Source organism: Pseudomonas sp. R4-34-07 (genome assembly GCF_003852375.1).
Taxonomy (GTDB): Bacteria; Pseudomonadota; Gammaproteobacteria; order Pseudomonadales; family Pseudomonadaceae; genus Aquipseudomonas.
The window spans coordinates 2,109,038-2,122,849 of record NZ_CP027760.1 but is presented as its reverse complement, the minus strand read 5'-3'; the positions used below and the strand labels follow the sequence as shown (position 1 = coordinate 2,122,849).

15 protein-coding genes are annotated in these 13,812 nt (G+C 57.0%); all 15 read left to right on the top strand.

Annotation, left to right across the window (positions count from 1 at the left end; translation table 11 throughout):
• Nucleotides 1-122: 122 nt before the first annotated feature.
• The 15 genes from C4J85_RS09845 (at nt 123) to traD (ending at nt 13,736) form a co-directional block, all read left to right on the top strand.
• Entirely contained in the window at nt 123-878 is a 756-nt protein-coding gene (locus C4J85_RS09845; RefSeq protein WP_124406843.1) for a PFL_4669 family integrating conjugative element protein, read from the top strand.
• The gene (locus C4J85_RS09840; protein WP_124406842.1) at nt 875-1,393 is read left to right on the top strand and encodes a DUF3158 family protein; all 519 of its coding nucleotides are present in this window, start codon (nt 875-877) and stop codon (nt 1,391-1,393) included. Before C4J85_RS09845 ends, C4J85_RS09840 begins: the two co-directional genes overlap by 4 nt.
• On the top strand, nt 1,390-1,845 hold the full coding sequence (locus C4J85_RS09835) for a single-stranded DNA-binding protein (RefSeq protein WP_124362207.1): 456 nt from the start codon (nt 1,390-1,392) through the stop codon (nt 1,843-1,845). The genes C4J85_RS09840 and C4J85_RS09835 overlap by 4 nt, the downstream gene beginning before the upstream one ends.
• 227 nt (nt 1,846-2,072) lie before the next feature.
• Complete coding sequence (locus C4J85_RS09830; RefSeq protein WP_124403721.1) at nt 2,073-4,040, top strand: DNA topoisomerase III; 1,968 nt, start codon at nt 2,073-2,075, stop codon at nt 4,038-4,040.
• Nucleotides 4,041-4,273: 233 nt separating this feature from the next.
• Complete coding sequence (locus C4J85_RS09825; protein ID WP_124403720.1) at nt 4,274-5,188, top strand: SGNH/GDSL hydrolase family protein; 915 nt, start codon at nt 4,274-4,276, stop codon at nt 5,186-5,188.
• Between the two features lie 1,051 nt (nt 5,189-6,239).
• A complete protein-coding gene (locus C4J85_RS09820; protein ID WP_124403719.1) occupies nt 6,240-6,821 on the top strand; it encodes an STY4534 family ICE replication protein in 582 nt (193 codons plus the stop codon).
• A 70-nt stretch (nt 6,822-6,891) separates the two neighbouring features.
• Nucleotides 6,892-7,149: a hypothetical protein gene (locus C4J85_RS09815; protein WP_124403718.1), complete on the top strand. Its 258-nt coding sequence runs from the start codon at nt 6,892-6,894 to the stop codon at nt 7,147-7,149.
• 99 nt (nt 7,150-7,248) lie between these two features.
• Nucleotides 7,249-7,743, top strand: coding sequence for a DNA repair protein RadC (gene radC / locus C4J85_RS09810; RefSeq protein ID WP_124403717.1), 495 nt, complete (start codon nt 7,249-7,251; stop codon nt 7,741-7,743).
• A 52-nt stretch (nt 7,744-7,795) separates the two neighbouring features.
• The gene (locus tag C4J85_RS09805; protein ID WP_124406840.1) at nt 7,796-8,533 is read left to right on the top strand and encodes an ABC transporter substrate-binding protein; all 738 of its coding nucleotides are present in this window, start codon (nt 7,796-7,798) and stop codon (nt 8,531-8,533) included.
• A gap of 106 nt (nt 8,534-8,639) precedes the next feature.
• On the top strand, nt 8,640-9,182 hold the full coding sequence (locus C4J85_RS09800; protein WP_124403715.1) for a PilL N-terminal domain-containing protein: 543 nt from the start codon (nt 8,640-8,642) through the stop codon (nt 9,180-9,182).
• Nucleotides 9,179-9,850 (top strand): chemotaxis protein, encoded by a 672-nt coding sequence (locus C4J85_RS09795; RefSeq protein WP_124406839.1) that lies wholly within the window; start codon nt 9,179-9,181, stop codon nt 9,848-9,850. The genes C4J85_RS09800 and C4J85_RS09795 overlap by 4 nt, the downstream gene beginning before the upstream one ends.
• Nucleotides 9,851-9,859: 9 nt before the next feature.
• On the top strand, nt 9,860-10,579 hold the full coding sequence (locus C4J85_RS09790; protein WP_124362200.1) for a TIGR03759 family integrating conjugative element protein: 720 nt from the start codon (nt 9,860-9,862) through the stop codon (nt 10,577-10,579).
• Entirely contained in the window at nt 10,561-11,109 is a 549-nt protein-coding gene (locus C4J85_RS09785; protein WP_124362199.1) for a lytic transglycosylase, read from the top strand. Before C4J85_RS09790 ends, C4J85_RS09785 begins: the two co-directional genes overlap by 19 nt.
• Nucleotides 11,106-11,621: an integrating conjugative element protein gene (locus C4J85_RS09780; protein ID WP_124362198.1), complete on the top strand. Its 516-nt coding sequence runs from the start codon at nt 11,106-11,108 to the stop codon at nt 11,619-11,621. The genes C4J85_RS09785 and C4J85_RS09780 overlap by 4 nt, the downstream gene beginning before the upstream one ends.
• Before the next feature lie 9 nt (nt 11,622-11,630).
• Nucleotides 11,631-13,736: a type IV conjugative transfer system coupling protein TraD gene (gene traD, locus C4J85_RS09775; RefSeq protein ID WP_124362197.1), complete on the top strand. Its 2,106-nt coding sequence runs from the start codon at nt 11,631-11,633 to the stop codon at nt 13,734-13,736.
• Nucleotides 13,737-13,812: the final 76 nt, after the last annotated feature.

Genomic DNA, 13,812 nt, shown 5'->3' with positions numbered 1-13,812 from the left:
TAAACGTAGACGTTATGTATTTCTCTTTCTCATCAAACCGAACAGACCGCGTTCAGCTTTTTGGCTGCCCTTGCCCCTCATCTGTCGCAACTTCCCGTCCAAGCCTATGCGAGGACAACACCATGGCCGATCACTATCAACTCAATCTGGGTTCATTGCGCAGCAGCATCACCCTGACCCTGCATACCCACCATGCAGCCCGTATCTGGCAAGGTCGAGCCGCACGCGAAGGCGTCCACTCGATCATGGGTATGGCCGGTTACATCAGTGTCACCAACCTGATCAAACAAACGGCCGCCCAGGACGATCCCTATGCTGATTGGGCCATCGTGCAGCTCGAAGAAAAATTGATGCAGGCGAAGGCCGGGATGGGAGAACTGACCCAACAGCTGGACCGAATCAGACAGGACCTGCCAACACAGATCGACATGGGGGACAACCTCAACATCCACCCTGTGACTTTGCCGTTGTATATCGGCAGCCAACTGGGTTTTCTGGCGGTTTACCTGCTAACCGACTACGACACGCTGGTACGCCATACCCTACTCGCCCATCACACCGCCTTGATCGGTCGAAGAGACATGGAAGCCTGGATCGACGACGGCGCCCATCTGCTACGCAGCCTGTTCGGTCAGGCGCAACGTTATCGACATGCCGGCGTCACACGCGATGATATGGCCGCAAATAATGCCCGCGCCCTGGCGGCCGTGGAGAAGTATGGATTGCCCCCGATGGACATCCTTGAGGGTCATCGCCGTTCTCAGTTTGCGCCGCCGATCATTCGCCGTGGTGCTGTAGCAGTGGATGACGCTGACGCTTTGGCAGAGGTAGTGGACGGTCCGTCTGCGAGCGTAGATGAGTCGGAGGCTGATGTATGAATCCCATGATCCCGATTCAGCCAATGCCCTTCGAAGCGTTGACACAGAATGCCTACCGGCAGCTCGAACACGCTGCCTCCCTAAAAGGCCTTTTAAAACCTTTTAAGGGTAAGGGGGAGTTGGAGCACCTGGCGCAGGTGGCGAGGGAAATCGAGGCGCAGTTATGTCGCCTGATGGAGGCTGTGGTGCAGCAAGCCGGGCAGCCGCCGTATTCACTACTAGATATACGATTGGTACTGCAGAAGACCGGTGCTGGCACCACATTTTTGCGTTGGCGCACCCGTGATTTTGCTCGCATGGGTGTGGCGGTTTGGGAACGTCAGATCTCCAACAAAGCATTGCCGCAGATCGTACGAGATGAATTGCACCGTTTCGAATGCGCGCGTATCGCACTAAACCTTCAGATGAGTGTGGTGCATTCGCTCTACCGCCAGGCTACGACCTGCGCGATCAACATGGCCAGTGCCGAACAGTTGCTGCGCCAGTTCACACCCGCAGTGGAGGCAACACGATGAGTACTTTTTTCGTCGGCGAAGGCAATATCGGCAGTGCGCCAGAGTTCCAGGAGTTCGCCTCAGGCAATGACGAGCCACGGCGCTTGCTAAGGCTGAATGTGTACTTCGACAACCCCATCCCACGCGAGGGCAGCTATGAAGATCGGGGCGGCTATTGGGCGCCGGTTGAGCTCTGGCACCGTGAGGCTGAACACTGGAGCACGCTGTACCAGAAAGGCATGCGCGTGTTGGTCGAAGGTCGTACGGTGCGCGATGAGTGGGAGGACAGCGAAGACAATGCGCGGGTGACCTTCAAGATCGAGGCCCGTCGAGTCGGCATCCTGCCTCACCGGGTACAAAGCGTGGTCATGCGGGAACGCTCCAGTGAACCGACGGCCGCTCAAAATGCTGAGCAGGCCAGCTCGCCGACGTCGAAACCCAAGAAACACAGAGGGCAATCACCTAAGGCCTGACGACTTCAGGCATAAAAATTGCGCCTTTGCGCGAAGTTCCAGGCCTGCCATTGCTCGCGGCTCATGAAGCCCCCCACCCAGCTACGAACGCTCCAATAAGGTAGCAGCTTCAGCTCATTCAAGGCCGCCCTCACCGACTAATATGAGGAACCTGCCATTCAGGTTTCTCATATCTCGCCCCTGCTACTTCGAACAACGCTGCTCCGAACTCAATCCGGAGTAGATATATGCGCCTCTTCCTCTGCGAGAAACCTTCCCAGGGTCGTGACATCGCCAAGGTTATCGGAGCCACTCGGCGCGGTGATGGTTGCCTGATCGGCCCCGAGACAACTGTCACATGGTGTATCGGCCACCTACTGGAGACGGCCCCGCCTGAAGCCTACGGCACTCAGTACAAGAATTGGTCGTTGGATCATCTACCGATCATTCCGGCGCAGTGGCAAGTGGAGGTCAAACCCAAGACTGCCGCGCAGTTCAAAATCATAAAACGCCTGCTCAGCGAAGCTACCACCATTGTCATCGCAACCGACGCCGACCGCGAAGGTGAGATGATTGCACGCGAGTTGCTGGAGCTCTGCCAATATCGAGGCCCTGTTCAGCGCCTCTGGCTGTCCGCACTCAATGAGGCGTCGATTCGCAAAGCGCTGACCTCGCTGAAGTCGGGTCAGGAGACCTTCCCGCTCTATCACTCGGCCCTCGCCCGCAGCCGTGCCGACTGGCTGATCGGCATGAACCTCAGTCGTTTGTTTACCCTTCTTGGTCGGCGGGCGGGTTACGACGGTGTCTTGTCGGTTGGACGTGTCCAGACACCCACGTTACGTTTGGTGGTTGATCGTGATCGTGCGATTGCCAGCTTCGTTTCAATTTCTTACTGGGAAGTGGATGTGCACCTTTCCTCAAAAGGGCAACCATTCATCGCGTCGTGGCTACCACACCACTCCGCGCGAGATGATGCTGGTCGTTGCCTGCAACAGGCGCTTGCCCGTGAGACCGTCGAAGCAATTTCGGGTACCAAGACCGCGACAGTACTCTCTCTTCGAACTGAGCATTTCCGGGAAGCGCCGCCCCTGCCCTTCGACCTGAGTACTCTGCAAGAAGCCTGCTCACGCAAACTGGGACTCGGCGCTCAGGAAACCCTGAACATCGCTCAATCCCTGTATGAAACCCATAAAGCCACTAGCTATCCGCGCAGCGATTGTCGCTATCTGCCAGAGAGTATGTTCAACGAGGTATGCACAGTATTCGATGCCCTGCGCCAAACCGATCCCGCACTAAAGTCTGCGCTCGGAAACCTAGACCAATCCTTGCACTCACGAGCGTGGAACGATGCCAAGGTCACGGCTCACCACGCCATAATCCCTACCACCGAACCGGCAAATCTTGCGCGAATGTCGGAACACGAGCGCCACGTTTACGAACTTATCCGTGGCCACTACCTTGCGCAGTTTCTTCCGCATCATGAGTTTGATCGAACCCAAGTCGAACTGGAATGTGGCGAAGAACAGCTGACCGCTGTCGGCAAACAGATACTGGTTCAGGGATGGAAAGGCATACTCTCCGACTCTCCCAAGGATAATGAGCCGACGCATAAATCCCAAGTTTTACCCGGCTTGCAGCAGGGGACTCAGTGCGCCGTGGACGATGTCGAACTCAAGTCCATGCGCACTGCCGCTCCCAACCCTCTCACCGAGGGCGATCTGATCAAAGCGATGAAAAACGTGGCCAAACTGGTCAGCGACCCACGCCTGAAACAGAAACTTCGGGACACCACCGGTATCGGTACTGAAGCTACACGCGCCGGGATTATCAAAGGGTTGATTGATCGCGGATATTTGCTCAAGAAAAAACGCACCTTAATGGCCTCCGCCGCGGCCCATACCTTAATAGAGGCGGTACCCGTTGCAGTTACGGATCCAGGTATGACCGCGATCTGGGAGCAGGCTCTGGATGAAATCGAGGCGGGACGTCTAAGCCTCGATGCGTTCGTCGCCAAGCAGGCGAGTTGGATTGCACAGTTGATCGCAAATTGCAGCTCCCTTACGTTAGCGTTGCCTGTTGAAGCCGGTCCAACCTGCCCCATATGCAACGCCTCCATGTGTAAGCGAAAAGGGAAAACAGGGCCGTTCTGGTCATGCTCAGACTATCCGGACTGCAAGGGCACAATGCCAACCAGCAAAAGCACGCGTCGTACATAACGCACTTTACTGATCACGCGAATTGCCGGTCGAAACCCATATCTGCTCCAGTTCATTAAACGCTTTCAGGTGAGCAGAATCTTCTTTGAGCCGATAGACAGCCTTGTCGCTACCCGCCAACACCAGTCGCGAACAGGACAGTCTTTGCGCACATGGCTAAACATACGTCGCAACCGTGGCAAGGAAAGAATGTCGCCGCCGGTAGTCTGAGGCGATAACCAGGGAGACTTTCAATGACTCGACGCGCTCGCTTAGCCGCTCTATTGACACTAACTGCATCAACCGCCTTTGGCGCCCCTAGCTACGATCATCTCTATGCTTTCGGTGACAGCTACTCTGACAATGGTGCGGGTCAAACCTTCACTAGCCAATTGGCCACGCAGAAGGTCAAAGATGCGCAGGAGTTACCCGGTGCGTTGTATTGGAAGGGGCGCTGGAGCAATGGCCCTACCGCCGTCGAGGACTTGGCTCTCGCCTTGAAAACCCCCTTGACTGACTACGGGATTGGCGGTGCCAAGAGCGGCAACGGCAACTACTATGCCTGGATGGAGCAATATCGCGACACTGGGATTTTCGGTCAAATCTCCGATCATCTGAAAGCCGCTAAAACACACAAAGCGGATCCAAATTCGCTCTATTTCATTTTCATCTCAGCCAACGACTTTTTTGAATGGGCCGACTTCTCGCACCCAGAGTCGATTGACGTGTTAAGCCAGAACAGTGTGGCGAACATACAGAGGGCCGCCGAGACGCTGATTGCAGCAGGCGCCAAGCACATGATGGTCGTGGGAACTACAGATTTGAGTCATGTGCCGGCTGTGGTGCAGGGCAATCAAGTCAAGAGCGCAACAGAATACCAACAGATACTCGAACAAAAACTGCCAAACGTGCTAACAACACTGGCTAAAACCCATCATGTCAGTATTAGTTACTTTGACCACCTGGCCTTCAGCGACAAGCTTCGCGCGGCGCCCGATGTTGCGGGTTTTAAGGATCTGGATACCCCGTGCCAAGCCACCTATCCGGCCGTCAAGCCCGTGTGTAAAAATCCAGATGCCCACTACTACTGGGATGAATGGCACCCGACCCGCAAAGTCCACACTCTGGCCGCCGAGGCGATGCTTGAAACGTTAAAAGCTAGTCGCTGAGGTTTCTATCAGGTTGTAGCCAGCGATCTGGCTCAGGGGTGCGCGCGCAAATCATGGCCAAGGCAGGGATGGACAGTCAGTCTGGGGCTATCTGCCCCTCGCGCTTCTGATCTGGACGCTATCGGGTAAACTCCGCGGAAACCCTTGCGCTTAGCGTTGAGATCTAGAAGGTGTGTTCGTCGGACGATTACGCCTTGACGTCAGCCTTCCCGGTCTGCTGTAGTGCCTTCGGATGATCGCTAACAGCAACCCAAGACCGATACGCTCCGGGTAGCTCGGTCGGACTCCCGGAGTTCGGAGCCTCCTCTTCTGCGGGATCTCGTTCCCGTTTTGTGCTCGACCTGATTGTGGTGGCGGATGACCACTGTTGCCTCTACCCGGCAATAGCGGTCATCCGCTTCGGCGATCGTATTCAGTCCCGGAGCCCACCGGGGAAACAAGGGGCACCCTTTGTGCGCGGATGCGTGCCAGCATGTTCCGACCCAGGCCACGACAAGGGTCGGTTGGCGAATCATTGCGCAGTTCAACCAAGTTTTGCGAGGAGCTTGTCGACTGCGTAAGACCGTCAAAGGTGGTTTTTCTCTTCCTCGCCTGGCACACCGCCAGGCCCACTCTTCTTTTTTTTCATTTTCTTAACTCCAGTGGCTACCACCGTATTCCGGCCTTAAAAAATCGGGTTGTAGCGTCTTGACGCTCCCCGGTGACAGGCTTATACAAAGGGCGTGGTTCGCTGTCGTTGACAGCCCAGGTAGCCAAAACCTTCAAGGCTACGCCACGTTCGTGGTGGTTTACCCAAGTGCGATCAGCGTTCGGAAGCTCGCGCGGTTGCCGCTTAAGCGGTAATGAATGCCGACTACTCCATGCCTGCGGGTTACCACTGCAGACTCTCCTCTGCTGCACAGCTACTCACCCAGAAGCTTCATTCTGATGGTCATCGGCTTGCCGGTGGCGAGTCGTTCATCGCTCGCCTTCATCTTACCCACCCTGACGGGGCTCACTTCCCTGCCAGGGGCTGTGCGTCGCCGTTTTCCCTTGAAACTGGAGAACCACCATGGCCTACGCCAACCAATCCCAAGAAGCGACCTCTTACTTCAACCTGCACACCGTCGGTATCGGCTACCTCAACCGTGTTCGTGAAGTACAGGTCCGCCGCGGTCAGCCATTCATGGCCTGCGATATCGCAGCCTTGCATGGTGCCTCCGATGCAGTGGAGTACACCCGCTTTGATTGCAAAGTCGCTGGTGGCGAAGCTGACCGCTTGATTCGTCTCTATATGGACGCCGTCAAGGCCGAGAAAAAGGTCTTGCTGTCGTTCCGTATTGGTGACCTGTGGATCGACCCATTTCTCTATGAGAAAGGCGCGAAACAAGGCCAACCGGGCGCCAGTCTGAAAGGTCGTTTGCTGCTCATCGACTGGATCAAGGTCAATGGCAAGTTCGAATACAAAGCGCCCGCCAGGCAGGAAGCAACAGCACCTGCTGAGCCAGCGCCGATCAATGAACCCTCTCCAACGTCGGCTGATGCCAAAGCTGAGGATACCGACACCCCTACAGAGCCCAGGATTGAACCTGAATCTCCAACCACTCCCCGCACGGCCCGCCGTGTCGCCACACGTGCTGTTCAGTCCGCCTGAACAATCCACGCTTTTTACATCAAGGCGCTCGATCGAGCGCCTTTTCTTCAAACAGCACAGGAGAACCAATATGGAATGCTTCTGGCTTTGCGACGACTGCCTGTTCGGTGCGGCTTACGAGGACTACAGCACGTTATCGCTGTATCACTCGCCAGATGAGATCGAACAACGCATCGCCGCGATACATCGTGGGCTGGTTCGCTTAATGCCCATCAGTGCCGACTTCGATCCCGAAACCGGCTGGGGCATAAGAGCCTTTTCTCCGTTGCCTTGCGACAGTTGTGGTTCACCTATGCACGGTCAACGCCACCGATACAATCGGCTGTAAACCTGCATCACCTGCAAACGCCTGCAACTCCATACCCACCCTGGGGATACCACTCCCCTCGGGCGTGTACCCCTGATTATTCCCTTCGGAGGTAGCGCCATGAGCCCCCAACTCACACTGATTGAGACCTCGGATTTCGAGGCTGATCGCATTGTCCAAGAAAACCAGCTGATCGACGAAGCGCTGCATATTCTGGATCGTCGGTTTTTCGCCCGCGGGCCTATCCTGACGTCGCCTGACACCGTGGCGGCTTACCTAAAACTGCGTCTTGCGCAACAAGACCATGAAGTCTTTGGTGTGATTTTTTTTGACGCCCAGCACCGGGTGCTGGCGTTCGAAATCCTCTTTCACGGCAGCATTGATGGCGCCAGCGTTTACCCCCGCCAAGTCGTTAAGCGTTCCCTCGCGCATAACGCTGCAGCCGTCATTTTTGTTCACAACCATCCCTCAGGGTGCACAGAGCCCAGCCAGGCGGACCGTGTTTTGACCGCACGGTTGAAAGAGGCCTTGGCATTGATCGACGTGTGCGTACTGGATCACTTCATCGTGGGTGAAGGTCGCCCGCTCTCCCTTGCCGAATACGGCTGGATTTAACCCTCACAGGCGCCTACGGGCGCCTTGTTCATTTCAATTCTGGAGAACCCTCATGAACCAAACCCTAGCCCTGCTCCCGGCTTCAAACCCATTTGCTCGCGGTTATGACAACCTTCATATCGAACGGCTGCTACTGATCACCTACGAAAACAACTACCCTCCCTGCTTTCGCCCCCTGCACTACTCACAGGTCCATTTGCCCGACGATGAACTACAGATGTTCCTCTGCATCTTCAATGAAGATTTCGCCTTGATCAGCGAAGGTCAATTCATTCCGGATGAGTTGGAAGAACGCTGTCAGTCCACCGGACTGGTGCGCCAAGTGATCTACGCCGTAATGGGAGAAATGCTCAACGAGCGGCATCATGTCGGCGATCTGTACTCCCTGGAAGATGCCGAAGCTGTGATCCGTCGCTTGAGCTTCGAGACAGGACACTACAGTCGAATCTGGGAGATCAGTACCACACACCTCACTGAAGAAGCATTGCGTTACGTGGAGCGCCGGGCTGGCAATTTCGACTCCAGACCATCCGGTCTGCTGTTCGAACCCTTTGCCCTGAAGGACTGCAATGGCGTCGGGTGTAAGCTGATCGGCACGCCCTGGACCGACGATAACCTGGTCAAAATCGAGGGCTGTTCTTACTCATCGCTGAGGCAACAGCAACTCGATGCCGGTACACCGGCAGCCTTGGTCAACGTACTGTATCTGGCGGCATTGGCGGATGTGCGCTTGTTGATTTTCGACCCCGACGCTGCCGTCTTGGACACGCTCGCCATTTTTGATGAATAGCAACGCATTTAGCGTTAACACGACCCGCCATAAATCGACTTTCTCACTGAATCGCTCCTTCACCTCATGTCAGGTTCTGCACTGAATCTGACATGAGGTTTTTTTCATGGAGCGTTTTTTTACGCCTGTCTGCCTGCTGGGTTTTTTGAGTGCCTGCAGCGCGCAAATCCCCACCCCATTGCCGACTAATCCAAAGATCGACAGTGGTTCCAATCGGACCCAGTTATCAAGGAGCCCAGCCGAAGCAAGCCATCCGGCGGAAATCCGTTATGGTCGCTATACGCTGGTGAGCACCGAGCCCACCACGGAGCAACGTGATCTTCTCGCTCAAATCATTGATGTGAACATACCGTCCAACTTTAATCCCTCGGTACAGGAGGCGATGCACTACGCGCTGCAGCGCTCGGGTTATTCGCTCTGCCCTGCCACCGAACCAGTAAAGACACTTTTCACTCGACCTCTGCCTGCAGCCCATTACCGGCTCGGCCCGGTTCCGTTACGCAGCGCACTACAGGTATTGGCTGGCTCCGCCTGGCAACTCATGACCAATGAGGTCAGCCGTTCGGTCTGCTTCGAACAGCAGAAAGCTGATGTCGGCATCGTGCCGGCTAAACCAGACTCGTCCCATCAGACGGAGGCACGGCCATGAAAGCCTCGACGTTTCAAACCATCATTGTTGGCTTACTTTGCCTGGCGGTCTCCGGACTGAGTGGTGGTTTGTATGACCAGCATCAACGCGTGACCGAGCTGGGAAATGCGAACGCCCAACACCTACAGATCCTGCAAACCTTGCAACGTGATTCGAGCGATCTCAAAGACGCGCAGGAGAAGCTGCAGCATGCACTGAAGGACCTGAAGCAGATGGTGGATTCCGGTGAACAACAGGCCAACACACTCGGCCCTATGTTGGATCAATGGGCACAAGAGATACAGGAGCTACGCGACGGTCTGGCAGACCGAGCCACCACAGCCGACATGAACGCGCTACGCGCACGACTTGAGCACGTCGAGCAGCAACTCCTGGACCTCAAGCCACAGCCAACACTTCCTCCACCGACATCTTCCCCGGCCAAACCGAAGAAAACCTCTCGCCCCAAGTCTGTACCGCTCCCGCCGCCATTCTCAGTGTTGAGTGTCGAGTCCCGTGGTGGCGAGCGCTTTCTGGCGGTCGCGCCTCCTGATAGTCGCTCGCTCAACGATACCCGGTTGCTGCACACCGGCGAGCAGCTTGGCACATGGCGACTGAAAGTGCTGGAGCCGAAGGCGGCCATCTTCGCAGTGGCTGCTCAGCCAGACCAGACAGTGCAACTCCCTTGAGAAGCGATCATGAACAGAGCCTCACTACTCCCCATCGTCTGTCTCGCTTCGCTACTGGCCATAGGCGCTGCGATGGGCAACCCCGTCACGACACCGTCAAGGAACCAGGACACGCAGGTCGCGCCCTTGGGGCGCTCTGACTCTGAACAGGCAGCGAGTTGGGGCCTGACCGAGCAGGAATGGACACGCTTCGAACAGATCCAAGCCGGTCCACGCGGTTTCTGGAGCCCGAACCTCGATCCGTTAACCGCCCTCGGGGTTGAGTCCAAGACCGACCAAGAGCGCCAGCGATATGCCGAATTACAGGTAGCACTGGAAGCCAAGCGCGCCGAGCGTGAATTGGCCTACCAAAACGCTTACACAGCGGCCTGGGCCAAGCTGTTTCCGGGGCTGTTGCCGGTTCAGGGTATGGCATCCCCGCCCTCGTCTAGCTCACCGGTAGAGCCGCGCCGAGCTCTGTTTGTCGAAGATCACTGCTCTGCGTGCACCGCCGAAGCACAGCGTCTGCAAAGCAGTGATACGGCGTTCGATATCTACCTGGTGGGCAGCCAAGGCGAGGATGAACGCGTCCGCAGCTGGGCTCGGCAAGCGGACATTGATCCGGCCAAGGTTCAACGCCGGCAGATCACCCTGAACCATGACCGTGGTCGCTGGTTCAGCCTGGGCGCCCCAAGACCATTACCCGTCACATTTCAACAGGTGAATGGACAATGGCAAAGTCTCGATTGATTGCTATTGCGCTCCAACTGGCAGTGCACGCGGTTCGGGCTGACGAACTTCCGCCTCCGGCTTATCAACTGGCGGCGCATGATGCCGACATCCCGTCTACGGTGTTGTTCGCGATTGCCTTACAGGAGAGCGGTATTCGCGTCCGTGGTCGACTGCTGCCGTGGCCGTGGACCCTAAATATAGCCGGAACACCCTACCGTTTCGCCACTCGCCAGGCCGCATGTCACGCCTTGCTCCAGGCGCTCAAACAATATGACGCTAAACGGGTCGACGCCGGACTTGGGCAAACCAACCTGGGTTATCACGGACAACGTTTTTCCAGTCCCTGCGAAGCTCTCGAACCCTACCGCAATCTGGCTGTGACTGCCGCCCTGCTGCAAGAGCATCACGCGGTCACCGGTGATTGGGTTTCAGCCGCTGGGCGTTATCACCGCCCTAGGGGAGGTTTACCCGCAGCGCGTTACCGCGATGGATTCTCCCGGCAACTCGCACGGCTACAAGCTTCCGCTGAACAAGGCACACCACCATGAAACGAATTCCTATTACCTATTACTTCTCCCTGCTCTTGGCTGCTTTCGCCCAGTCGAAACAATCCGTTGCAGAGGACCAGTTTGGCGGCTTCAACCGTCCCCATTTTCAAGTTGCCAGGCCGCCCATGAACAACAATCTCCAGCCTGGTCGCGCCATGCATGCGGACTTATCCACGTTTGCCGATGAAACCTGGATATTACCCGTTCGCAGCGCTCACTTGAGCCCCGGCCAAATCACGTCTCGCGCCCTAAACATGCCAGGCTTACGGCCATTTTTCCTGGTGGGTGAGGATACCCACTCACTGGCTTGGTTGCGTCAACGCGCGCCTGAACTGCAGGAAATGGGCGCAGCCGGTCTAGCGGTTGAAGTAACCGATACCGAAGCTTTGTCCCGGATTCGAGCCGCCGCGCCGGGCATCACCATCCTGCCGGTCAACGGTAACGACATCGCCACCCGCTTGCAGATCGAGCACTACCCCGTCTTGATCACCGCCACCTCACTGGAACAGTGAGTCCAGGTCATGGCCGAGCATGCGATGGAGTCCAAGCTCCGACCGGCGGTGGAGTTGTACACCGTAGCGATCTGCATCGCCGCCGCGGTGTTGTGCGTGTACTCGCCCTGGGCTGTGGCCCTGTCACCCGAGATCGGGCTGGTTGCGGCGCTGGCCTATACACTATTCGGCCTGATACGCCTGCGACAAGCATGGGAGGTACTGCGCTATCGGCGCAATATTCGCAGACTGCCCCGATACGAACTGACTAGTGGGGAAATCCCGGTCAGCCGCAAGCGTCTGTTTATGGGCAGAGGATTTCGCTGGACGCGCCTGCACACCCAGCGCTTGGTCGAGGCTCAGGATCCAGCGGTCGCCCATTATGTCGACCAACCAGCCCGTTATCGCCTAGCCCGTGGACTCGAACGGTCCCTTGAGCAGGCACCGTTTCCGCTCTCGACATTGGCCCGTGTCACTGCCTGGGACAGTGCCTTCAATCCATTGCGCCCTTTACCTCCGGTAGGAGGCTCACCGCTGCTGCATGGGGTCGAGCCCGATGAAACGGAAGTCAGTCTACCTCTGGGCGAACGGGTCGGTCACACCCTGGTGCTGGGCACGACCCGCGTCGGCAAGACGCGACTCGCCGAGGTATACATCACTCAAGACATTCACCGCGTTGAACATGAGGTAGTGATTGTCTTCGACCCGAAGGGCGATGCCGACTTGCTCAAGCGCATGTACGTCGAAGCCAAACACGCCGGTCGGGAGAAAGAGTTTTATGTCTTCCATCTTGGCTGGCCAGAAATCTCCGCGCGCTACAACGCGGTGGGACGTTTCGGGCGCATCTCGGAAGTGGCGTCGCGCATCGCCGGGCAGCTCAGCGGTGAAGGCAACTCGGCGGCCTTCCGTGAGTTCGCCTGGCGTTTCGTCAACATCATAGCTCGCGCTCTGATCGAGCTGGGCCGGCGCCCGGACTACCTGCAGATCCAGCGACATGTGGTTAACATCGACGCCCTGTTCATCGAGTACGCCCAGCAGTTTTTCGCCAAGACCGACCCGAAGGCGTGGGAAGTGATCGTCCAGCTCGAAGGCAAGCTCACAGAGAAGAACATTCCCCGGCATATGATAGGACGCGAAAAGCGGGTGGTGGCCATCGAGCAATACCTGGCGGTGAAGCGTGTATTTGATCCGGTAATGGACGGACTGCGTTCGGCGGTGCGCTACGACCGCACTTACTTCGACAAAATCGTGGCCTCGCTACTGCCGCTGCTGGAGAAACTCACCACCGGCAAGACCGCTCAGTTACTGGCTCCCAACTACACCGACCTGGATGACCCGCGGCCGATCTTCGACTGGATGCAGATCATCCGAAAACGCGGCATCGTCTACGTTGGCCTGGATGCGCTGACTGATGCCGAAGTGGCCGCCGCCGTGGGCAATTCAATGTTCGCCGACTTGGTCTCGGTCGCGGGACATATCTACAAACATGGCATTGACCATGGGCTGCCTCAATCTGGCAACGCTGGTGACAAACTGCCAATCAACCTGCATGCCGATGAGTTCAACGAGTTGATGGGCGATGAGTTCATTCCGCTGATCAACAAGGGGGGCGGTGCCGGTATCCAGGTAACCGCCTACACCCAAACCCTCAGCGACATCGAAGCACGTATCGGCAACCGCGCCAAGGCCGGCCAGGTGGTCGGCAATTTCAACACCCTACAGATGCTACGGGTACGCGAAACCGCGACCGCGGAACTGCTCACCCAGCAGTTGCCCAAGGTTAATGTGCTGACCAAGACCCTGGTCTCGGGTGCGACCGACACCTCCGATCCGGGGGCCAACACGGACTTCACCTCGTCCTCACAGGACCGTGTCAGCAGCACCAGTGTGCCGCTGATCGAGCCAGCACACATCGTTAGTTTGCCCAAAGGGCAGATGTTCTCCTTCCAGGCCGGTGGCCAGCTCTGGAAAGTTCGTATGCCGTTACCGAAACCTTCTAACGACGACGCCATGCCCAAGGACCTGCAGGAGCTCACTCAGATGATGCGGGCGACTTACAACCAGCAGGCGGGTCAATGGTGGAGGGCTAGCGGTGGTGGCCCGACTACAAACTTCGATTTGGATCAGGTGGGCTAGCCCGGTCTCACCACAGGAGTCGATGCAGCAGCAAGCTATTCAGAAAGTTTCGTGACGATACCAAATGCAAAGCACA